The organism is Halopenitus persicus, assembly GCF_900107205.1.
GTDB classification, from domain to species: domain Archaea; phylum Halobacteriota; class Halobacteria; order Halobacteriales; family Haloferacaceae; genus Halopenitus; species Halopenitus persicus.
In genome coordinates, this window is sequence record NZ_FNPC01000003.1 from 267,977 (window position 1) to 289,882 (window position 21,906).

General features: G+C 69.7%; 20 protein-coding genes and 1 pseudogene. 10 read left to right on the forward strand and 11 right to left on the reverse strand.

The window, feature by feature from the left end; all coding sequences use genetic code 11:
• Positions 1-192: 192 nt before the first annotated feature.
• Positions 193-1,362, reverse strand: coding sequence for a bifunctional phosphopantothenoylcysteine decarboxylase/phosphopantothenate--cysteine ligase CoaBC (gene coaBC / locus BLV25_RS06500; protein ID WP_092731578.1), 1,170 nt, complete (start codon positions 1,360-1,362; stop codon positions 193-195).
• Positions 1,363-1,525: 163 nt separating this feature from the next.
• Between coaBC and BLV25_RS06505 the strand changes: the two genes are divergently transcribed.
• Positions 1,526-1,741, forward strand: coding sequence for a PLDc N-terminal domain-containing protein (locus tag BLV25_RS06505; RefSeq protein WP_021073869.1), 216 nt, complete (start codon positions 1,526-1,528; stop codon positions 1,739-1,741).
• Positions 1,742-1,782: 41 nt separating this feature from the next.
• Here the strand turns inward: BLV25_RS06505 and BLV25_RS06510 are convergent, their stop codons facing one another.
• From BLV25_RS06510 to folP, 5 genes and pseudogenes are all read right to left on the reverse strand, one after another.
• Positions 1,783-2,658, reverse strand: coding sequence for an FAD-binding protein (locus BLV25_RS06510; protein WP_092731581.1), 876 nt, complete (start codon positions 2,656-2,658; stop codon positions 1,783-1,785).
• Between the two features lie 62 nt (positions 2,659-2,720).
• Positions 2,721-3,539, reverse strand: coding sequence for an archaeal proteasome endopeptidase complex subunit alpha (gene psmA, locus BLV25_RS06515; protein WP_021073871.1), 819 nt, complete (start codon positions 3,537-3,539; stop codon positions 2,721-2,723).
• Between the two features lie 6 nt (positions 3,540-3,545).
• Positions 3,546-4,031 carry an Rpp14/Pop5 family protein gene (locus BLV25_RS06520; protein ID WP_021073872.1) on the reverse strand — a complete coding sequence of 162 codons (486 nt, stop codon included), beginning with the start codon at positions 4,029-4,031 and terminating at the stop codon, positions 3,546-3,548.
• A gap of 131 nt (positions 4,032-4,162) precedes the next feature.
• Positions 4,163-4,855: pseudogene (locus BLV25_RS06525) on the reverse strand (RNase P subunit p30 family protein); the annotation flags it as partial.
• 89 nt (positions 4,856-4,944) lie between these two features.
• Complete coding sequence (gene folP, locus BLV25_RS06530; protein ID WP_092731584.1) at positions 4,945-7,623, reverse strand: dihydropteroate synthase; 2,679 nt, start codon at positions 7,621-7,623, stop codon at positions 4,945-4,947.
• Between the two features lie 219 nt (positions 7,624-7,842).
• Between folP and BLV25_RS06535 the strand changes: the two genes are divergently transcribed.
• Complete coding sequence (locus BLV25_RS06535) at positions 7,843-8,961, forward strand: MBL fold metallo-hydrolase (protein ID WP_092731587.1); 1,119 nt, start codon at positions 7,843-7,845, stop codon at positions 8,959-8,961.
• Positions 8,962-9,052: 91 nt separating this feature from the next.
• On the opposite strand, the gene BLV25_RS06540 is transcribed toward BLV25_RS06535, so the two are convergent.
• The 3 genes from BLV25_RS06540 to trkA all read right to left on the reverse strand — a co-directional run bounded on the left by BLV25_RS06540 (position 9,053) and on the right by trkA (position 13,723).
• Positions 9,053-10,594, reverse strand: coding sequence for a TrkH family potassium uptake protein (locus BLV25_RS06540; protein WP_021073876.1), 1,542 nt, complete (start codon positions 10,592-10,594; stop codon positions 9,053-9,055).
• Between the two features lie 208 nt (positions 10,595-10,802).
• Positions 10,803-12,356 (reverse strand): TrkH family potassium uptake protein, encoded by a 1,554-nt coding sequence (locus BLV25_RS06545; RefSeq protein WP_092731590.1) that lies wholly within the window; start codon positions 12,354-12,356, stop codon positions 10,803-10,805.
• Between the two features lie 26 nt (positions 12,357-12,382).
• Positions 12,383-13,723, reverse strand: coding sequence for a Trk system potassium transporter TrkA (trkA, locus tag BLV25_RS06550; protein ID WP_021073878.1), 1,341 nt, complete (start codon positions 13,721-13,723; stop codon positions 12,383-12,385).
• 210 nt (positions 13,724-13,933) lie between these two features.
• Here trkA and BLV25_RS06555 point away from each other — a divergent pair, with 210 nt between their 5' ends.
• From BLV25_RS06555 to BLV25_RS06580, 6 genes are all read left to right on the forward strand, one after another.
• Complete coding sequence (locus BLV25_RS06555; protein WP_021073879.1) at positions 13,934-14,362, forward strand: protein-tyrosine phosphatase family protein; 429 nt, start codon at positions 13,934-13,936, stop codon at positions 14,360-14,362.
• Positions 14,363-14,680: 318 nt separating this feature from the next.
• The gene (locus BLV25_RS06560) at positions 14,681-15,148 is read left to right on the forward strand and encodes a 30S ribosomal protein S15 (protein WP_039401702.1); all 468 of its coding nucleotides are present in this window, start codon (positions 14,681-14,683) and stop codon (positions 15,146-15,148) included.
• Between the two features lie 45 nt (positions 15,149-15,193).
• Positions 15,194-16,450: a hypothetical protein gene (locus BLV25_RS06565; RefSeq protein ID WP_092731593.1), complete on the forward strand. Its 1,257-nt coding sequence runs from the start codon at positions 15,194-15,196 to the stop codon at positions 16,448-16,450.
• Positions 16,447-16,890, forward strand: coding sequence for a KEOPS complex subunit Pcc1 (locus BLV25_RS17815; RefSeq protein WP_256335664.1), 444 nt, complete (start codon positions 16,447-16,449; stop codon positions 16,888-16,890). The genes BLV25_RS06565 and BLV25_RS17815 overlap by 4 nt, the downstream gene beginning before the upstream one ends.
• Complete coding sequence (locus BLV25_RS06575; RefSeq protein ID WP_021073883.1) at positions 16,887-17,528, forward strand: 30S ribosomal protein S3ae; 642 nt, start codon at positions 16,887-16,889, stop codon at positions 17,526-17,528. Before BLV25_RS17815 ends, BLV25_RS06575 begins: the two co-directional genes overlap by 4 nt.
• A gap of 78 nt (positions 17,529-17,606) precedes the next feature.
• On the forward strand, positions 17,607-17,885 hold the full coding sequence (locus tag BLV25_RS06580; protein ID WP_021073884.1) for a DNA-directed RNA polymerase subunit L: 279 nt from the start codon (positions 17,607-17,609) through the stop codon (positions 17,883-17,885).
• Positions 17,886-17,960: 75 nt separating this feature from the next.
• Here the strand turns inward: BLV25_RS06580 and hisF are convergent, their stop codons facing one another.
• Positions 17,961-18,776 carry an imidazole glycerol phosphate synthase subunit HisF gene (hisF, locus tag BLV25_RS06585; RefSeq protein WP_021073885.1) on the reverse strand — a complete coding sequence of 272 codons (816 nt, stop codon included), beginning with the start codon at positions 18,774-18,776 and terminating at the stop codon, positions 17,961-17,963.
• Between the two features lie 207 nt (positions 18,777-18,983).
• The gene (locus BLV25_RS06590) at positions 18,984-19,460 is read right to left on the reverse strand and encodes a DUF5793 family protein (protein WP_021073886.1); all 477 of its coding nucleotides are present in this window, start codon (positions 19,458-19,460) and stop codon (positions 18,984-18,986) included.
• 171 nt (positions 19,461-19,631) lie between these two features.
• Here BLV25_RS06590 and BLV25_RS06595 point away from each other — a divergent pair, with 171 nt between their 5' ends.
• Together BLV25_RS06595 and BLV25_RS06600 are read left to right on the forward strand one after the other, a co-directional pair.
• Positions 19,632-20,138, forward strand: coding sequence for a DUF7549 family protein (locus BLV25_RS06595; protein WP_021073887.1), 507 nt, complete (start codon positions 19,632-19,634; stop codon positions 20,136-20,138).
• Between the two features lie 116 nt (positions 20,139-20,254).
• The gene (locus tag BLV25_RS06600; protein WP_092731596.1) at positions 20,255-21,901 is read left to right on the forward strand and encodes a type II/IV secretion system ATPase subunit; all 1,647 of its coding nucleotides are present in this window, start codon (positions 20,255-20,257) and stop codon (positions 21,899-21,901) included.
• Positions 21,902-21,906: the final 5 nt, after the last annotated feature.

Here is a 21,906-nt window from a genome sequence, read left to right on the forward strand (position 1 = left end):
CCCCGATTCGTTCAAGAACCGCTCGTTCGTGGTTCGATATTGGATATTACCCAAATATATCCACGGAGAATACGGTATACGGAGACTGGGAAATCTGCGACGAACGACCGGAACGGTCGGACCACCGCCCGCTCGGTCGCTGACGTCTCCACGGACGTTCGATCGATCGAGGCCGCCGCGCCCGACGATGGTTCACGCCCCGAGCACGTCCGCCAACCGCTCGGCGACGCGGCCCGCGACGACGTCCTTGCTCCCCTGGACCTCCTCGACGTCGTCCGGGTCGGACTCTCCAGCGACGAGCAGCACGCGCGTCTCGTCGGCGCCCATCACGCTCGCGTCGTTGGCGACGACGAACGAGAGCCCGACGCGGTCGTAGATCCGGTTCGCCTCCCGCACCATCGCCGCGTCGTCCCCCGACGTCTCGGCCTTGAATCCGACGATCGGCAGGTCCGGATGCGCGCTCCGGACGGCGTCGATCAGCTTCGGGGTCGGCTCCAGATCGACCGAGAGCGGCGATCCGGACCGGATCTTCTCGTCGACCGCGTCCGCGGTGAAATCGGAGATCGCCGCGGCCGACACCAGCGCGTCCGCGGTCGCGCAGGCGTCCGTGACCGCCGCCAGCATCTCGTCGGCCGTCTCGACGGGGACCACGTCCGCGTATCCCACTGCGGGACCGTCCTGCACGAGCGTGACGTCCGCGCCCCTGATGTAGCAGGCGCGTGCGACCGCGCGCCCTGTCTTGCCCGAGGACCGATTGGTCAGGATCCGGATGGGGTCGATGTACTCCTTGGTCGCGCCCGCGGTGACGACCACGTGCGCGCCGGCCAACGAGTCGGGCGTCGTGGCGCGGGCGACCTCGGTGAGGATCGTTTCCTCGTCGGCGATCTTCGCCTTCCCCTCCTCGATCCGGGGCTCGGCGAAGCTCACGCCCCACGACTCCAACGTGTCGAGCGCCTCGAGCACGCCCGGGTGGTCGTACATCGGCTCGTGCATCGCGGGCGCGAACACGACCGGGACGTCGGCGCCGAGCGCGGTCGTCGCGCACGTCGTGACCGGCGTGTCGTCGATCGCCGCCGCCATCTTTCCGGCGGTGTTGGCCGTCCCCGGCGCGATCAGCAGCACGTCCGCCCAGCCGTCGACGCCACAGAGCGCCACGTGCTCGACGTCGCCGGTGATCTCCGTGACCACGTCGGCCTCGGTCGCGAACCCGAGCGCCCACGGGTGGACGATGTTCGAGGCGGCCCCCGTCATCACCGCGCGCACGGACGCGCCCCGGCGGCGGAGCTCGTGGGCGAGTTCGACGGTCTTCACGGCCGCGATGCTGCCCGTCACGCCCAGCGCGACGTTGACCCCCGAGAGCATTAGCCGGCCGTTCGGGCGTGGCGGTTAAATACTCCCCCGAAACGCCCCGGGGCCCATCGGGACCCGCCATACCTCACGCCTCCCCGGTGCCACGCCTCCCCGAACCTCCGAAACGGCGGCCGGCCGAAACACACTTGACCGTCCAGCGACGCATCGCAGGCGTATGCCCTCCAGCATCCTCCTCCAGGAAGGAGCGATGGCGTTCGTGTTTCTGTTCGGCCTGCTGCTGTTGGCCGTCCAGCTCGCGCTCATCGTCTGGACGTATTCGGACGCGCAACGGAACAGCAGTCACCCCGCGTTTCTGTGGGCGATCGTGATCTTCTTCGCGCCCCTTTTGGGGATCGTGTTGTACCTCCTGCTCGGCCGCGACCGGGTGTAGTCGCGGCACGGCGTGTCGTCGCGGCTCCGGACCCCCCCGCCTCACTCCTCCGGGATCCGTCCGCGATCGTCGTCGACCAGGCTCGGGTGCGTCCGCTGTCGCTCCCCGTGTGGCTCGGCGAGGTACTCCCGCATCGCGGCGAGCGACTCCCGCTCGCGGGCGCGGCGCTCCGTCTCCGCGATCTCCTCACACCCCGGCGGGACCTCCCGGCCGCGGTCGGTGAAGTAGCCCTCCGGGGCGATCCAGTCGTGGTAAAAGGGAACCTCCGCGTCGTGGATCAGCGTGATCGCCGTCTCGGCCCCGTCGCCGGCCGCGACGATCGCCTGATGGTACCGCTCCGCCAGCCGCCCGGCCACGTAGAGCCCCTCGACCGAGGTCCGGCCGTGCCCGTCGTCCTCGACGTACGTCTTCGACCCCGCCGCGCGCAGATCCGCACCGACCGGGTCCAGGTAGGAAGCGTCCGACCAGGAGGTCGCGATCACGCGCTCGGCGAGGATCGTCTCGGGGGCCCTCCCATCGCCGTCGTCGTCTTCGGTCGTTTCCTCCCGCTCCAGCACCGCGCGAAACCGTGGCTCCCGATCGGTTTCATCGCGGTCGGTCCGGCCGGCCCGGTCGCCCCCGTCAGTCCCGTCGATCGGATCGAGGTCCGAAACGTCCTCGAGCCGCGTCACGCGTCCCCGACGCAGGTCGGCGCCGTTGCGGGTCGCCTGCGACCGTCCCATCTCGAGGAGCAGTCGCGGGTTGATCCCGGCGGGGAAGCCGAGGTAGTTCTCGACGTGTGCGTTGCGCTTCAGGATCGACTCGCCGGCGGCGACGACGACGGTGTCCAGGCCGGCGCGCGCGGTGAACGTGGCGGCGGACAGTCCCGCCATCCCGCCGCCGACGATCAGCACCTCGTAGGGGTTCGACTCGGGCATACGCGCCGCTCGGCGTGGCGGGAATATATAAAATCTGGAATCGAGCCGCGGTGGCGGTCGCGTTACTCCTCGTCGCCGTCGGCGTCCGACCCGGCGTCGGTTTCGGACTCGTCGTCCGCCGTTGCGTCGTCATCGTCCGACTCCTCGTCCTCGGCGAGCAGCCCGTGCTCCTCGAGGATCGCCTCCTTCTCCGCGGTCGAGCGCTCGTGGAACGTCTCGTCGTCGACCGTCACGGTCCCGACGCCGACGCCCTCGGGGCGTAGCCCCTCGTCGTTGACCTCGGCGAGCGCCTCGAGCGCGAGCGCGACCGCCTCGTCGGTCGAGAGGTCCTCGCTGTAGTGCTCCTCGAGGTACTCGCGGATGTCCGACCGGTTCGAGCCGACCGAGAGCGCCTTCCACTCGTAGGGAGTGCCGGACGGGTCCGTCTCGAACAGGCGCGGCTCGCCGTTCTCGATCCCGCCGACGACCAGCGCGACGCCGAACGGGCGCGCGCCGCCGACCTGGGTGTACTGCTGGATGTGGTCGGTGATGTCCTTGGTCAGCGTCTCGATGCCGATCGCCTCGCCGTACCGCAGGCGGTTCACCTGGGCCTGGCGGCGGGCGAAGTCGATGAGCTTGCGCGCGTCGGCGACGTGGCCGGCCGAGGCGACGCCGACGTGGTCGTCGGCCTTGTGGATCTTCTCGACGCTCGCCGGCTCCATCAACGACGACCGCGCGCGCTTGTCGGCGACGAGGACGACGCCGTCCGCGGCGCGAACGCCGATGCTCGCGGTGCCGCGCTTGACGGCCTCGCGGGCGTATTCGACCTGGTAGAGCCGACCGTCGGGCGAGAAGATCGTGATGCCGCGGTCGTACGCCTGCTGTTGGGCTTGTCCCTGCATATGGTATCACTCGAGATCGAGTCGCGTCGCGCCGACGTGGCCCGACTCCGCCGACACGTCGACCGCGTCACCGCGGACGACGGCCGGGCGGTCGGCGCCCTCGAACGCGACGTGTCTCTGTTCGGCAGGTCGGCCCGCCCGACCCATATATCTTTCTTCACAGGCCCGAACCGTCCCCGAAACCCCGCGAACGGACACCCCGACCTGCTCGTCCTCGATCGTCGCAATGCAGGCGATCGCGGCCCGCGCCGGCGACACGTGTCCGCGCCGAACCCGAACGACCGCCTCGCCCTCGCCGGCCGCCTCGTCGTGCGTGAACGACAGCACGGACAGGTCCGCGTCCGCGCTTCCCGGGTCCCCCAGGAGGTTCCCCGCCGCGTACCAGATCGCCCGCTGGAAGTCGCGCCGGCCGATCGACGCGCCGGGCCACGTCTCGATCCCGACGCCGAGGTACCGCCACCGCGGCCGGAGGTGTTTCGGGAGGTGTTTCACTCCCCCACCTCCGGCCCGAGGTCGGCGGTTCCGTCGTCGTCCCCGATTCCGTCGTCGTCCCCGATTCCGTCGTCATCTCTGATTTCGGCGTCGTCGTCTTCGATTCCGGCGTCGCCATCGCTGCATTCGACGTCGGCGTACCGACCGCGTCTGACGCCGGGCTCGACGAACGATTCCGAGAGACGATGGCGGTTCCGGTCGGCGATCCGCTTCCACGCGTGGAGACCTTCGTCGATCGCGTCAGCGTCGAATCCGATGACTTCGCCGACCGCCCGCAGCTCGCGGGGCGCGCGGAGCTCGAGGTGCGACGCCGCCGTCGCGCTCACGACGTAGGGCGCGTCGTAGTGGTCGACGATCTCCCGCAGCTTCCGGAGGTCCGAGAGGGCCTGCACGCGGCGTCCGCCGGTCGACCGGAGGACCGGCCCGAGGTCGAACTCGATGGCCACGCCGTGGTCGACGGCGGCCTTCACGAGCACGTGGTTCACGTCCCCGCGGTCGGCCATCGGCGCCGAGAGCACGTCGACGCGGTCGGACTCGACCGCGAAGCGATTGAGCGCGTTCGACCCGCCCCGGACCGACAGCACCGTGAAGTCGGGCCGAAAGTTTCCGACCGACCCGCTTGCGGCGGAGGGATCGGCCGCGTCGATCTCGGCGCCGGCGACGACGTCGATCCCGTATTCGTCGCCGACCGCCGCCAGGTCCGTCCCGTTCGAGGCGGACCGCGTCCGGATCACCAGCCCGGAATAGCCGAGTCGAGCTGCCGTGGCGGCGAGCCGGGCGACGGTGCTCTCGCCCGCCGGATGCGCGTGGACCGCCTCGTACATACGCCGGCGTTCGCCGGCCGGGGATTTGGGGGTTGCGCTTGCCGAAGCGACGCCGTCTCCGACGTCGGTATCGTCGGGATCCGATCGCGTCACTCGTCCCCGCCGACGCCGTCGGGGTCGTGAACCGCGGTGACGACGTCGACCGCGGCCCGGTTCTGTGCGACGTCGTGGACGCGGACGATGTCGGCACCGCGCTCGACCGCGACCGCCGTCCCGGCGACAGTCGCGGCCCCGCGGTCGTCGTCGTCGTAGCCGAGCGATCCGAACATCGATTTGTGGGAGTGGCCGATCAGGACCGGGCACTCGAGCGCCGCGAACTCCTCGACCCGGGAGAGGATCTCGAACTCCTCCGTGGGGGACTTGGCGAACCCGAGTCCCGGATCGACGATCACGTTCTCCCGGTCGATCCCGGCGGCCTCGGCGCGGAGGATCCGCTCGCGGAGGGCGGCGATCACGTCGTCGACGACGTCCTCGTACTCGACCACGGTTTCGGGGTCGACGGGAGCATCGAGGCTGTGCATCACGACGACCGGGCAGCCGGCCTCGGCGACGACCTCCCGCATCCGCGGGTCCTCGAGCCCGGTCACGTCGTTGATGACGTCCGCGCCGGCCGCGAGCGCCGCCTCCGCGACGGCCGGCTTACGCGTGTCGACCGAGATCGCGACGTCCCCGCGGGCGACGGCCGGCAGCTCCCGGAGCGCCTCCACGGCGGGGACCACGCGGTCGATCTCGTCGTCGACCGGAACCGGGTCGGCGCCCGGGCGGGTCGACTCGCCGCCGACGTCGATGATCCCCACGCCGGCGTCGATCATTCGGCGTGCACCGTCGACGGCGTCCTCGAGCGTCCCGTGTCGCCCGCCGTCGTGGAAGGAGTCGGGCGTGACGTTGAGGATCCCCATCACCGTCGGTCCCTCCTCCCAGGGCCAGTCGGCATCGGTCGCGTCGACCGCTTGACCGGCACCGGCTGCGTCGTCGGTTCGATCGGCATCAGCCGCGTCGGCCGCCTCGAACTCCGGAATTCCCGCTCGTTCGCGGATGGTTTCGGCCAGCCCGGGGAGCCCCTCGTGGCCGCCGTTGTGGTCCGAACCGTCGATCGCGTCGGCCAGATCACGGAGCCGGTCGACGGTCCCGCCGAGCACGACCTCTATCGATTCCCCGCCGGGGCCGACGCCCGAGACCGCACACTCGACGTCGGCGCCGAGCGCAGCCCGACGGACCGTTTCCGCCCGCGTCGGGTCGAGACGCGTCCGGAGGACGCGGTATACCAGCCCGTCACGAACGCGGTCGCGGTCCGCGTCGGCCACGTCAGCGTCCGCGAGCAGCGTCTCGGCGTCGGCGAGGCTGTCCGTCCGCTTCGGAACGACCCGGCGCGTGTAGCGTGCGCGACCCTCCGCCACCGCGAACAACGACCCGGCGAGGAGAACGCAGTCGTCGGGATCGGCGCGTTCGACCGCGGCCTCGAGGGCGTCCGCCACCGCGGGCTCGACCGTCACGTCCCCGATCCCGACGTCGTCGAACGCCGCCGCCAGCACGTCGGGATCCTCCGCACGTGGGTGGTCGGGCTCGCAGGTATGGACGGACGCCGGCGTCGGCAGGGCCGCGATCGTTCCCGCGTGGTCCTTGTCGTGCATCGCCCCGAACGCGAGGTGGAGCTCGTCGTAGTCGTACTCCGCCAACGTTCCCGAGAGCGTCCGGCAGGCGGCGGGATTGTGGGCGCCGTCGAGGATGACGAGGGGATCGGTCCCGAGAACCTCGAACCGCCCCGGCCAGGTCGCCGTGGCGAGCCCGTCGGTCACCGCCGCGTCCGGGATCGGAGCGGTCGCCGTCGGCGTGGAGTCGCCCCCGGTCTCCCCGTCGTCGTCGGGGTCCCCGTCGTCCCCGCCGCCCTCGAGTCGGGCGACCGTCGCGTGGGCGAGCGCGACCGCGATCGCGGCGTTCGTCGCCTGGTACTCGCCGACGAGCGGGAGACGTGCGTCGTACTCCCAGCCGGGACCGACGACCTCGATCCGGGAATCGGTCGGGCTCCGCCGCCCCGACCGCGTCTCGATGCGTCCGTGGTAGGCGGCGGTCACGTCCGGATCCGGGTCGGGATCCGAGACGGTCGGTCCGTCGACCGTCCGGATCTCGCCGCCGACGTCGGCGATGACCTCCCTGACGACCGACAGCGCGGTCCCGCCGCAGGCCGTGACGACCGGGGTTCCCGCGCCCGCGATCCGGGCCTTGGTTCGAGCGATCTCCTCGATCGAGTCGCCGAGGATCGCCGTGTGTTCGAGCGACACGTTCGTGATGGCGGCGGCGACCGGATCGACCGCGCTCGTGGCGTCGTACTCGCCGCCGAGGCCGACCTCGAGGACCGCGACGTCGACGTCCCGACGGGCGAACTCCCGGATCGCCATCGCGGTGACGACCTCGAAGAAGGTGAGCGGGTCGCCGGAGGCGGCCCGGTCGACGAGCCACGGGCGCGTCCGCTCGACGAACGCGGCGATCGCGTCGTCGCTCATCGGGCGGCCGTCGACGCGGACGCGCTCCGAGAGGTCCTCGAGGTGCGGGGAGGTGTACAGGCCGACCGTCCGGTCGCCCTGCCGCAGGATCGATTCGGCGATCCGGGCGGTGCTTCCCTTCCCGTTCGATCCGGCGATCTGCACGAACTCCAGTTCCTCCTCCGGGTTTTCGAGGTGGTCGAGCAGCGCCTCGATGGAGTCGGTCCCGGGACGAACCGAGAAGCGGCGGAGGCCGAACAGGAAGTTCGCCGCCTCGTGGTAATGCATATACCGTCACGGTCGGGCGGGGCGTCGCTTGAGGGTGACGATGTCGACGATCGGACGCGACCTCGACGTGGGGCTGGCTACGGCCTCGACGTGGGGCTGACTACGGCCTCGACGTGGGGCTGGCCTACGCTCTCGGTGGTGGCGAACGCGAGGACACACGAGCCGGCAGCCCCGGCCGCAGGAGGAACGTTAAAATCCGACCACGCCACAGGTAGCAACGTGAAGCGAATCAGGCTCGGGAACGCCGTCTTCGAGGGACTCAACGACGTCTACGTCCTCGACGGGGAGACGACGGCCCTCGTGGACACGGGGATATCCACGCCGGCGGTCGAATCGGAACTGGCGGACGGACTCGCCGAGTTCGGGCTCGAGTTCGCCGACGTCGACGAGGTCCTGCTCACCCATTGGCACCAGGACCACGCCGGCCTCGCCGGCGCGATACAGCGCGAAAGCGGCTGCGTCGTCCGCGTCCACGAGGCCGACGCCCCGCTCGTCTCGGGCGCCGAGTTGCCCCCGTCGAGCGACCCGGAGCTGCGACGGGAGGTCTTCGACCGGTGGGGGATGCCCGACGCGGCCCGCGAGGAGCTCGCGGAGGTGCTCGACGTCAACGAATCGTTCCGCGAGGTGGACGCCGACGTGACGCCGTTTGCCGACGGCGACCGGTTCACGATCAACGGGATCGAGCTGGAGGCGATGCACCTGCCCGGCCACGCCGCCGGGCTCGCCGCGTTCGCGTTCGACCGAACCGGCGTCGACACGTCCGCGCTCGACGACGCCGGGCTCGACGACTCCGGGCTCGATGATCACGAGGCGGAGACGGGGACGGGACCGGAGCCGACCCGTGACGGGTCCGGGGACGAGGTCGCCTTCGTCGGCGACGCGATCCTTCCGCGGTACACGCCGAACGTGGGCGGCGCGGACCTCCGGATGACGAACGCCCTCGACCAGTACGTGAACAGCCTCGTGCGCATCATCGACCGGGAGTGGTCGGTCGCCTACCCCGGCCATCGGGACACGATCGCGGACCCGAGCCGGCGGGCCGCGGTGATCCTCGAACACCACCGCGAGCGCACCGAGCGCGTCATCGACGTCCTCCGCGAGCACGGCCCGCTCGACGCCTGGAGCGTCTCCGCGCACCTCTTCGGCGACCTCTCGGAGGTCCACATCCTCCACGGCCCCGGCGAGGCGTACGCCCACCTCGAGCACCTCGCGGACGCCGGCGTCGTCGAGCGCGAGGGGACCGAGTACCTCCTTCTCGACGACGATCCCGACGTCAGGTCGCTGTTCCCCGAGACGCGGTTCTACGGTCGGGTCGAGGCCGAAACGGAGGGACGCTGAGGGACCCACGACTTCCACGTTCTCCCGGTCCGCCTCTTCCGACTTCCGTCCCTTCCGACTTCCGTCCCGTCCGACTTCCGTCCCGTCCGATTCACCGCCGCCAGAAGCTCCCCGTGAACACGACGAGCACGGGCAGGATCTCGAGGCGGCCGATCCACATCAGGAAGACCATCCAGAGCTTCGAGGTGGCCGGCAGGGCGAGGTACGACCCGAACGGACCGAGCCGGCCGAACGCGGGCCCGATGTTGCCGATCGCGGCGAGGCTGGCGCCGATCGCCTCCAGGGCCGTCAGCTCGAGTCCGATGCGGGCCGCGTCGAGCGCGATCACGAGCACGCCCGCACCGAACAGTCCGAGGTACAGCAGCGAGAAGACGACGACGCCGCGAATGGCCCCCTCGTCGACGACGGTCCCGGCGAGCCGGATCGGCTGAACCGCGTCGGGATGGGCGGTCCGGAACAGCTCGCGGCGGAGGACTTTCACGATGATCAGCCAACGGATAACCTTGATCCCGCCACCGGTCGACCCGGCCGACCCGCCGACGAACATCGCGAACAGCAGCGTGAGCTGGCCGTAGGTGCCCCACTGGGCGAAGTCGCTCGTGGCGAACCCGGTGGAGTTCAGCAGCGAGCCGATCTGGAAGGCGGCGTGCCGGAGGGCGGGCTCGACGGTCCCCTCGGTCGTCCCGCCGATCTCCAGCGGCGGCGCGACGCCGGCGTACAGCAGGCCGAAGACGACCGCGACGAAGGCCGCGACCGCGCCCGCGTAGGTCCGCAGCTCGGTGTCCCGGAAGAACTCGCGCGTGTCGCCCGCGAGGACGTGCCAGAACAGCGCGAAGTTGACCCCGGCGACGACCATGAACGGGATGATCGCCCACTGAACGGCGGCCGAGAAGGCCGCGATGCTGTCCGACTGCGGCGAGAACCCGCCCGTCGGCATCGTGGAGAAGGCGTGCGCGACGGCGTTGAAGAGGTTCATCCGCGGCGCGAACCCGGCCAGGTGGAGCCCGTAGAGGACGACCGCAAGCAGGAGGGTGAATGCGAAGTAGACCTTCCAGAGGACTCTGGCCGTCTCCTGGATGTGCGGCGTGAGCTTCTGAAGCTGCGGCCCCGGCGCCTCGGCCTGGATGAGGTCGGCGCCGTTGACCGCCAGCTCGGGGAGAATGGCGACCATCAGGACGATGATCCCCATCCCGCCGAGCCACTGGGTGAGCTGTCGCCACAGCAGCAGGGCGTGGGAGTGTCGGTCGGTCGAGATCTCGCCCATCACGGTGGCCCCCGTGGTGGTGAACCCCGACATCGACTCGAAGAGCGCATTGACCGGGTGTGCAAGCGTCGAGGCCGTGCCGTACCCCGCCAGCAAGTACGGGATCGTGCCGACGACGCCGACCGCCAGCCACGCGAGCGCGACGAGGAGGAGTGCCTCCCGCGGACCCAGGTCGGGCTCGGGGTCGGCCCGCTCGAGCAGGATGCCGAGCCCGAGCACGCAGAAGATCGACGCGCCGAAGACCAGCAGGTCCTCGCCGTACACGAGCGCGACGACGAGCGGGATCGCCATCGCGACGGCGGTGTACTTGACGACCGTGCCGGTGACGGCGACGCTCGTCCGCCAGTCGACCCTCACCGACCCGGACACGCGGCGTCACCTCCCGGTCGCGCGTCCGGACGAGGCGCGGCCACGTCGGCCCACACTGGCGTGCCCGTCTCGGTCCGCGTGTGCGTGGCCGCGCCGACCCGAACTCGAGACATATTCCTGCCGAGACGGGGGCCCGGCAAGAATCCACCGAGTTCGGGACGACCGATCCACCGAGTTCGGGACGACCGAGGAGATCGGACCGTTGCCGTCACGACCGCCAGTAGGCGGGCGTCAACAGCACGAACACGGGGATGATCTCGATCCGGCCGACCCACATCAGGACGATCATCGCGGCCTTCGTCGCGTTCGAGAACGGGTGATAGCTCCCGAACGGCCCGGCGACGCCGAAGGCCGGACCGATGTTGAAGAAGGTGGCCGCGGCCGCGCTCATCGCCTCGAACTCCGAGATCTCGAGGCCGGCCCGCGCCCCGTCGACCGCGACGAACGCGGTGAGCGCGAAGAAGATCACGACCGAGAGGAGCGTGTACGCATAGACGTCCCGAACCGTCTCCTCCTCGACGACGGTTCCGGAGAGTCGGATCGGGCGGACCGCGTCGGTGTGAACCGCGGTGAACAGGTCCCGACGGAACCCCTTCATCACGATGATCCACCGCAGGAGCTTGATCGAACAGGTCGTCGAGCCGGCCATCCCGCCGAGGAACATCAGCAGGAACAGCACGTGTTTCGCGGCCGGCGACCAGCCGTTGAAGTCGACGGTCGCGAACCCGGTCGTGGTGAGGATCGAGACGACCTGAAAGGTGGCGTGGCGCAGCTTCGCCTCGAGCGGGAACGACACGCTCGGGTCCGTGAGGAGCAACAGGGCCATCAGCACCGTCGTTCCGACCACGACGCCGACGTAGTAGCGGAACTCCTCGTTGCGAACCGGGCGCAGCCAGTCGCCGCGGATGAAGTGGTAGATCAGGATGAAGTTCGTCGCCCCGATGAACATGAAGGGGATGATCGTCCACTGGGCCGCCCGCGAGAACGCCCCGACGCTGCCGGGGGCCGGCGAGAATCCCGCCGTCGCGACCGCGGTGAGCGCGTGTGCGAGCGCGTTGTACGGCGTCATTCCGGGCGCTATCCCGACGAGATGCAGGACGTACAGCGCGCCCGCACAGGCCAGCGTGATGCCCGAGTACAGCGACCACAGCATCCGCGCCGTCTCCTCGATGTGCGGGGAGAGCTTGTGAACGTCCTGGGTCTGCGTCTCCGTCTCCATCAGCTGGGTCCCGCCGATCGACAGCTGCGAGAGCACCGAGATGGCCAACACGAGCACGCCGAGCCCGCCGAGCCACTGGATGACCTGCCGCCACATCAGGATCGACCGCCCGTGTACCGAGAAGTCGACGAGCACGGTCGCGCCGGTGGTGGTGATCCCCGACATCGACTCGAAGAGCGCGTCGACAGGGTGTGCGATGACGCCGTTTCCGGCGACGAGAAAGGGGATCGCGCCGATGAGCCCGACGGCAAGCCACGCGAGCGCCACCATCAGGAACGCCTCGCGGCCGCCCAGATCGGCGTCCCCTGAGAGCCGTTCGAGCCCCCGCCCGACGCCCAGCGTGACGGCGATCGTCACGAGGAACGGGAGCAGCGGTTCGTCGTAGTAGCCCGCCAGAATCAGCGGAAACGACAGCGGCACCGCGATCCAGACGAGGATGCTCCCGACCAGCCCGAGGCTGGCCCGCCAGTTCACCCGAACGGGACGGCGTCGCCACCGGGCGATCCGGTCGGCGATCCCCGTGGGGTCCGGGAGCGAGGGCATTTCTGGGGGAAGTTACGGTCGGACGGTCACAGGAGCGCGGTTACTTCGTCGACGACGGGCGTTTCGACGAAGACGACGACGTGGTCGCCGGCGCGGATCTCGGTGTCGCCGCGCGGGACGATCAACTCCCGGTTGCGGGTGATCGCGCCGATGACGACGCACTCGGGGAGGTCAGCCATCGCGTCCCGGATCGTTTTCCCGGCGAGCGCGCTGTCGGCGCTGATCTCCACCTCGAGCACCTCCGCCCTGTCGGACTCGATGAACGCGACGTTCTCCGCCGATCCGGACTGGGTGAACCGCGTGATCTCCTCCGCGACGACCTCCCGAGGGGAGACGCCGACGTCGACGCCGACCGTCTCGAAGAGGTCGACGTAGGAGGTCCGGTCGATGACCGCGACCGTCCGCTCGACGCCGAGCCGCCGCGCGAGCAGACACTCGAGGAGGTTCTTCTCGTCGGAGTCCAGCGTCGAGACGAGGATGTCCGCGTCGCCGACGTGTTCCCGCTCGAGAAAGCCCATGTCGGTCGCGTCCGACTCCATCACGAGGGTCTCCGGCAGCTGCTCGGCGAGGGTTCGCGCGCGCTCGTGGTCCTGCTCGACGAGACGCGGGGAGAGGCCGCGCTTCTCGAGCAGCCGGCAGACGTGATAGCCGATCTCGGAGCCGCCGATGACGACCACCTCGGCCGACTCGTCCGGCGACTCCTCGGGCGCGATCGTTCGGGCGAACGTCTGGACGCTGTGGGGGGAGCCGATGACGACCACGCGGTCGCCCGCCAACAGACAGGAATCGCCGCGGGGCACCTCGACGTCGCCGTCCCGAAGGATCGCGGCGAAGGTGAGCGAGTCGAACCGGTCGGCCTCCTCGACGGTCTGGTCCACGATCGGCGACCCGTCGCCGATCTCGAACTCCGCCATTTGAACCCGTCCGCCGGCGAAGACGTCGACGTCGCGGGCCGCCGGCAGCCCCACCACGCGCACGATCGACTCCGCGGTGAGGAGGTTTGTGCAGACCATCAGATCGATCCCGAACGCGCCCTCGTCGTGTTCCCACGTGCGGAGGTATTTCGTGTTCTTGATGCGCGCGATGGTGAACGCCGAAGGAGTGATCGCCTTCGCGGTGGAGCAGGCGACGATGTTCGTCTCGTCGTCGTCGGTGGTGGCCAACACCATGTCCGCCTCCCCGATGTCGGCCTCCTCGAGCGTGTCCAGATCCGTCCCGTCGCCGGTGATCGTCAGGACGTCCAGCGCGTAGGTCAACTCGTCGGCCCGGTCGGCGCGGTTCTCGACGACCACGACGTCGTGGTCGTGCTGGAGGTCGGCGGCGATGCTCTCGCCGACCTGGCCCGCTCCGATGATGACTACGTGCACGGAGCGGCCTCCTCGTGTCTCATACGCCGGCGTTCTCGGAGGAAGGGTAAATGGGTTGTGTCCTCCGTATCGAGACGCGGTACCACGGGACGGGATCTGCGGCGTCGTTTCGACCACCACCGATATCCACGCCCTCCCGTCCGCGACCCACCGTGGACGGACGGTCGATGGGGACATCGATTAAGTGACTTCATCACGCGCGTCTCAGTTATGGACGAGGTGGCGGACGGCATCCTCGTCGGGACGGAAGCCGACGCCGCCGATGGATCGTCGCTCCGGGCCCACGAGGTCGACGCAGTCGTCTCCCTGACCCATCACGCTCCGAGCACCGGCACGGTTCCTCGTATTGACGTTCCGATGGCTGACGGGCCGCGGAACGAGTACGACGCGTTCGTCGAGGCCGTGACGGAGGTGGTCACGCGGCGTGAAAGCGGCGACCGCGTCCTGGTCCACTGTTCGGCCGGGGCCTCCCGCAGCCCGTCGGTTGCCGCAGCGGCAGCGGCGCAGCTCACGGGCATCGGTCTCGAGGAAACCTTCAACCGGATCATCGACCGCCGACCTGAGGTGGATCCGCACGACGCGCTGGTTCGACGGGCCGTCAGGTACACACACCGGCGTTCCGGCGACGAACCCGGATAGCGTGGTCGTGGAACTCGACACGGTCCGTCTTCGCGCACCGAGCGTCACCACCCACCGAGCGTCACCACCCACCGAGCGTCACCACCCATCGATCGTTACCGTGCATCGGGCTTCTCCGCGTCATCGTCGACGCCCGTTGCACCGAAGAGAACACCCTTAAGAGGCTCGGCGGGAACTCATTCGTGGGAACAGCACAGCCGCAAGTCTGACTCGCCGGGGCGCTCGCCCACGGCTCGGGATTGCGGCAGTGCACCGCGAGTCCCCGATGGGGGGGCCCGCGGTCACGCTTTTGCGGTTGTGCCGTTCCAACGACAGACAATGGCACGAATGCATACACGCCGCCGTGGCTCGTCCGGTTCGGACAAGCCCGTGGCAGACGACTCGCCGGAGTGGAGCGACGTCGACGCCGAGGACATCGAGTCCCGCGTCGTCGAACTGGCGGAACAGGGCTACGACCCCAGCCAGATCGGAATGAAACTGCGCGACGAGGGCGTGACCGGCACGCCGATCCCGGACGTCAAGCTGGCGACCGGCAAGAAGGTCACCGAGATCCTCGAGGAGCACGACGCCGGCTCGTCGGTCCCCGAGGACTTCCGGAACCTCGTCGAACGCGCGATCGGGCTCCGTGAACACATGGAGGAGAACCCGCAGGACCACCAGAACAAGCGGGCGCTCCAGAACACGGAATCGAAGATCCGCCGGCTCGCCGACTACTACCGCGGCGACCAGCTCCCCGAGGACTTCACGTACACCTACGAGAACGGCGTCGAACTCCTCGAGGAGTAAGCGACCGCCCGCTCACCCGTCGACCCCACCCATCCACACGACCCGATGACCGAATCCGCGACCGCATCCGACGCGACGCCCGAAACGATCGCCGGCGTCGTCCGCGACGCGCCGTTCATCCGGCTCGTCGCCCGCGACGACGGCGACTCCCTCGCAGCGGCGGCGCTGCTCGCGGGGGCCGCACGCGGCGTCGGCACGCCGTTCCAGATCCGGACCCATCCGGATCCGGCCGGATCGGTCGCCGGCGCCGCCGAAGCCGCGGAGTCGGGCCGGACCGCGGGAAGGGATGACGAGGTCCACCTGATCGTCGGCGCCGGCGCCGCCGAAACGCCGGATCCGTCGACGATCGCGGTCTACGCGCTCGATGCCGACGGCCGCCCCGCGAGCACCGCGGCCTTCGCCGTCGGGACCGAGCTCGGGGTCGACCTCGATCCGGTGCTCGCGCTCGCCGGCGTCGTCGCCGCCGGGTCCGTTCCGGGAACGGACGGGTCCGGGGACGCGCTCGACGTCGCGACCCGACGTGGGATCGTCGAGCGGCGTCCCGGCCTTGCCGTCCCGACCCCGGAGACGGACGCGGGACTGGCGACCGGGATCGCCGCCTCGACGCTGTTCCACGCGCCCTACTCGGGCGATCCCGACGACGTCCGGGCGGCGATCGGCGCGGACGTCCTCGCGGACGCCGACCGCCGCCGGATCGCGTCGGTGGTCGCCGTCGACGTGGTCGCGCCGCCCGCGGCGACGTCGCGTGCGTCCGCGGCCGTCGAACGCGCGCTGCGGCCGTACGCGACGACCGGCCCCGTGGGAACCGTCGGCGGCTACGCCGACGTCCTCGACGTGCTCGCACGCGAGGCCCCCGGGACCGGGATCGCGCTCGCGCTCGCCGGCACGGGCGGAGCCGACGTGGGTGACGATCACGACGTGAACGACGACCTGCGATCGGCCGCGCTCGAGACGTGGCGGGCACACGGCACGGCCGCCCACGCGGCGGTCGCCGGGGCGACAATGGCGCGATACGACGGCGTCTCCGTCGCCCGCGTGTCCGCGCCGGCGGCAACGCTGCCCACCGTCGCCCGGCTGCTCAACCAGTACCGATCGCCGGAGCCGATCACGCTCGTCGTCGACCCGGATGCGGGACGGGTGGCCGCCGCGGCCACCGACCCGGCCGGCGTCGGCGACGCGCTTCGTCACGCCGCCGCCGAACTCGACGGAACCGGCTGGGGCGGACCGACGCGGGGCGGCGCACGGGTTTCGATCGACGACGACGGTTCGGCCGTGATCGCGGCCACGAGGGAGGCGCTATGAGCGGCAACGGTAACGCCGACGGCGACGGCGACGTCGATAGCCCGCCCCGGACGGCGACCGTCCGGACGCGACACGACGATCCGGCGCTCGTCCGGGACGCGTTGGCGCCCGACAACACCGACTCGATGGAGGCGCGCGTCGACGGCGACGCGGTCGTCTGTGCGATCGAGCGGGGGACGACCGGCGGCCTGCAGTCGACGGTCGACGACTACCTCGTCAACCTCGGAGTGGCCGACCGCCTCGTCGATCGCGGCCGGACCCACCGGCGCGCGGTCGCGGACGACCGGGACCGGACCGATCGGGGTCGGACCGATCGGGACCGGAACGGACGAACCCGAACGGGTCAGGATCGACGGACGAACGAGACGAACGGGCACACGACCGACGCAGACACGACCGACGCAGACACGACCGACGTAGACACGACACCACAGACATGAGCGAACGATCCGTATCCAAACAGACGCAGGAGAAGCGATGGTACTCGGTGCTCGCCCCCGAGCAGTTCGACCGGGACGAGATCGGCGAGACCCTCGCGGAGGAACCCGACCAGGTCGTCGGCCGGACGATCACGACGACGCTCGGCGACCTGAACCAGGACAGCAGCGGCAACAACACCAAGCTGACGTTCAAGATCACCGACGTCGGCAGCGACACGGCCTACACCGAGTTCGTGAAGTACGAGCTGACGCGGGATTATCTCCGCTCGCTCGTGCGGCGCGGCTCCTCGAAGGTCGAGGCGTCGATCACGGTCCTCACGACCGACGATTACCGCGTCCGGCTCCAGCCCGTGTCGTTCACGACGAAGAAGGCCGACCGCTCCCAGGAGCAGGCCATCCGCCGCGTGATGATCGACCAGGTCCACGAGGCCGCGGCCGACCGGTCCTTCGAGGAGCTCGTCGACTCGATCGTCGAGGGACGGCTCTCCTCGGCGATCTACGGCGACGCGAAGACGATCTACCCCCTTCGCCGCGTCGAGGTCCAGAAGCTCACCCTCGAGGCTCGGCCCGAGGAGGTCGCGGCCGAGGAGGAGGCCGCGGTGGACGTCGACACCGAGGACGTCGCGGTCGACGAGTAGCGCGACGACCCCGTTTCACTACGCGCTCGCGCCCGTCGAGACGAAACGTTGAAACGCGGCTCGCACGAACCGCTCGGTATGGAACTGCGGGTCATCGACAAGAGCGAGGCGGAACTCCGCATCGAGGTCGCGGGCGAGGACCACACCTTTATGAACGTCCTGAAGGGCGCGCTGTTGGAGGCCGACGACGTCGCCGCGGCGACCTACGACGTCAACCCCGAACAGTCGGGCGGCCAGACCGAGCCGATCCTGACCGTCAAGACCGAATCCGGCGACCCGCTGGACGCCCTCGAGGACGCCGCGGACGCGATCACCGAGAAGACCACGGCCCTCTCGGACGCGGTCCGTGCGGCCTGACGCCCGGCGACGCTCGCGCGTGGCTCTCCGTGGTCGCGACACCTTCTCGCGGCGGACCGGTTCACCGACGACGCGCTAGCGGCGGACCGGAACGCCGCGCTCGTCCAGATACTCCTTGACGTCGGCGATCGTGTACTCGCCGAAGTGGAAGATCGACGCCGCCAGCGCCGCGTCGGCGTCCGCCTCGGTGAACACCTCGTAGGCATCCTCGGGGCCGCCGCAGCCCGAGGAGGCGATCACCGGCGTCGAGACGGCGTCACAGACCGCGGTCATCAGCGGGATGTCGTAGCCGTCCTTGGTGCCGTCCCGGTCGATCGAGTTGATGAACAACTCGCCGGCGCCGCGCTCCTCGGCCTCGATGGCCCACTCGACGGCGTCGATGCCGGTGCCCTCGCGGCCGCCCTTTTTCGTGCACTCGAACCAGACCGACTCGCCGTCGGCCTCGACGTAGTGCTCGCCGGCCTCGTCGTATCGGCGGCGGGCGTCGATCGAGATGACGATACACTGCGAGCCGAACGCGGCCGCCCCCTCGTCGATCAGGGCCGGCCGGTCGAGCGCGCCGGTCGTGATCGATACCTTGTCGGCGCCCGCGCGCAGCGTCTCCTTGATGTCCTCGGTCGTGCGGATCCCGCCGCCGACGGTCAGCGGGATGAAACACTCGTCGGCGACGCCGCGAACGACGTCGAGCATCGTCTCCCGGCCGTCGGCCGAGGCGGTGATGTCGAGGAAGACGAACTCGTCGGCGCCCGACTCGTTGTACTTGCGCGCCAGCTCCACGGGGTCGCCGGTGTACTCCAGGTTCTCGAAGTTGACGCCGGTGTAGACGGCGGCGTTGCCGTCCTCGTCGAGGTCGACGTCGATACACGGGATGATGCGTTTCGTGAGTCCCATTCGCTGTCGTATCCTTGCTCGCGGACGGTACTAAAACCACCCGGGGCGTCAACCGGGGTCGAACGGCGACGGGGTCCGTTCCGGTCGAGGCACTCGCGGGAACGGTATCGGACGATTCACGACGCGACCAACGGCGGCGGTTCGCGACACGAACGCTGGCGGAAGGGGGTCACGGACGGCGGCGGAACGGTTTCCGCCCCGGGCCGCTCACAGCTCGACGCCGGACGGAATCAGGCTCTCGCCGCGGAGCAGGTTGCCGTCGGGGTCGTACACGAGGAAGGTCCGCTTGTCGTAGGTGACCAGCTCCTCGCCGTCGACCGTGATCTCGACGCGGTAGCGCCCCTCCTCGTCGTCGGCCGCCGACCGGCCGTATTCGCGGGCGGCCCGGATGAACCGCCGAACGTCGTCGGCCTCCTCGTTCAGCTCGAGCACGAAGTCGCCGGTCACCCGGTTGGTGACCGCGACGACGCCCTCGGCGTCGGGGGCGTCCTCCAGCGAGTCCCGGAGCCGGAACGCGACGTCGGTCTCGTCGGCGGCGAGCAGCTCGCCGTCCGGGCCGGTCAGTCGGTTCGTCAGTAACCCGTCGGGGCCGTGGAACGCGATCCGGACGAGCGGCTTTCGGTGACCGCCCTCGGCGTCCGGGTCGACGTTGTCGACCGTCAGTTCGAAATACTCCCGCCGCATCAGCTATACGAACGTTATCGGCCGGACGGTATGAACGTAACGCCCCCGGATCGTCCGCGGCCGTCCTCGACCGGCCGTGGCCGGCGGACGAGTCGGTCGGCGAAGGTGGAGCGATCCGGAGCGCCGTGGCTCGACGGACGTTTTTAAGTGATCCCGGGTCGGCGTGGTCGTATGGTCTGGGTACGGTCGGAGTACGCCGGGGAGCTCGCCGTCGTCTCGGCGTGGCTCGCCGCGCTGGTCCCCTGGAACGTGACGTACGCCTCGATCCCGGGGTACGGATCCGCCGTCTACCTCCGGTATCCGTTCCTCGAGGTGCAGTACCTGGTCGGGTGGGCGATCGACGACCGGTCCTTCTTCCTGCACTCGATCCCGGCGGCGATCTCGAACCAGGCGGGGCAGGTCGTCTACGACGCCTACCTCGCCTGGGCGGCGGGATCGGCGTTGATCGGCGGCGCCGTCCTCGTCTCGATCGTCTACTATCTGGCGGAGGAGCGCGTCGAGAACGGACCGGTCGACCCGGTCCGGCTCATAGGCGGCTTGCTTGCGCTTGCCGGCGCCGTTCTGCTCGTGGCGACGTACCTGCTCGTGACGCTGGGCGTGCCGGGGCTTCCGCTGCCGGTCGGCGCCCTGCTGCTCGTTGCCCTCGGGGCTGTGCTGCTCGGCGCCGATCGGCGGTGAGGCACCCTGACGTCGACCGACAATAAGCGATCCCTGACGTCGACCGCCGACGGAAACCCTCGGTCGCGGCAGTCCAGCTTTTAAGTCGACGCGGACCGACGACCGGGTAGGAACGCATGTCGGGGGACACGAACGCCGGGGACGGGGACGGCGGGCGGCTCGAGACCCTTCGTCGCCGCGCGGTCCGGACCTGGGAGATGCTCCGGGGCTCCGACATCACCGTCCGACCGTTCCGTCCCGGCGTGGACGGCCCTCTGGGTACGTTCACTCCGCCCGAAGGGCAAACGGAGGTCGATCGCTATTGGGTGAACGCCCCGTTCGCGTACGTCGTCGTGACCTACGACGACGAGGAGAGCAAACACCAGTACTACGCCGTCGAGCCCGACCTGGACGAGTTCACCACGTCGCTGCTTCGCCGCGTCGTCGACGACATCAGGGATCCGCTGCTCTTTCAGGAGGGCGCGGGGACGACCCCCGAGACGACGCTCAAGACCGAACTCGAGTCCCTGCTCGAACAGTACGGCGTCGCCGTCGATATGACGACCTTCCACGCGCTCGCGTACTACCTCTACCGCGACTTTCGGGGGTTCGGCAAGGTCGATCCGATCCTGCACGACCCCCACATCGAGGACGTCTCCTGTGACGGCTACGACCTCCCGATCTTCGTCTACCACGACTCCTACACCGACGTCGAGACGAACGTCTCCTACGGACAGGAGGAGCTCGACAACTACGTCATCCGGCTCGCCCAGCAGTCGGGACGACACATCTCGGTCGGCGAGCCGATCGTCGAGACGACCCTCCCGGACGGCTCCCGCGCCGAACTGGCACTGGGCGAGGAGGTCACTCCGAGGGGGTCGGCGTTCACGATCCGGCAGTACGCCGACGAGCCGTTCACGCCGATAGACCTGATCGACTACGGGACGTTCTCGATCGAGCAGATGGCGTACTTCTGGCTGTGCATCGAGCACAACAAGTCGCTCATCTTCGCGGGCGGGACCGCCTCCGGGAAGACGACGTCGATGAACGCCGTCTCGATGTTCATCCCGCCGCGCGCGAAGGTGCTCACCATCGAGGACACCCGCGAGCTCTCGCTGTACCACGACAACTGGCTCTCCTCGGTGACCCGCGAACGCCTCCACGAGGGCAGCGACATCGACATGTACGACCTGCTCCGGTCCGCGCTCCGGCATCGGCCCGAGTACATTCTGGTCGGCGAGGTCCGCGGCGAGGAGGCGGTCACCCTCTTTCAGGCGATGAACACCGGCCACACCACGTTCTCGACGATGCACGCCGACTCGATCGAGACCGTCATCAACCGGCTGGAGAACGAGCCGATCAACGTCCCGCGCGCGATGGTCCAGTCGCTCGATATGCTGTCGATCCAGACCCTCGCCAGGTTCGGCAACGAGCGCGTCCGGCGCGCGAAGGTGATCGGCGAGATCGGCGGGATCGACCAGCGGACCGGCGAGCTCGACTACTCCTCGGCCTTCGAGTGGGAACCGGAGTCCGACGCCTTCACCGCGAACGACTCGGAGCTGCTCGGGGAGATCAAGGAGGAACGGGGCTGGAACCGCGCGGAGCTGCTCACGGAGATAGACCGCCGCGAACGGTTCCTCGAGCTCCTCCGCGAGCTGGGGATCACGGGCTACAAGCGCTTCACCGCCCTCGTCAACGAGTACTACGCCGACCCGGACCGCGTGATGGAGCGGCTCGAGTCGAAGGCGGCGTCCGATCCGGAAACGGAGGCGTCGACGGCGTGATACGC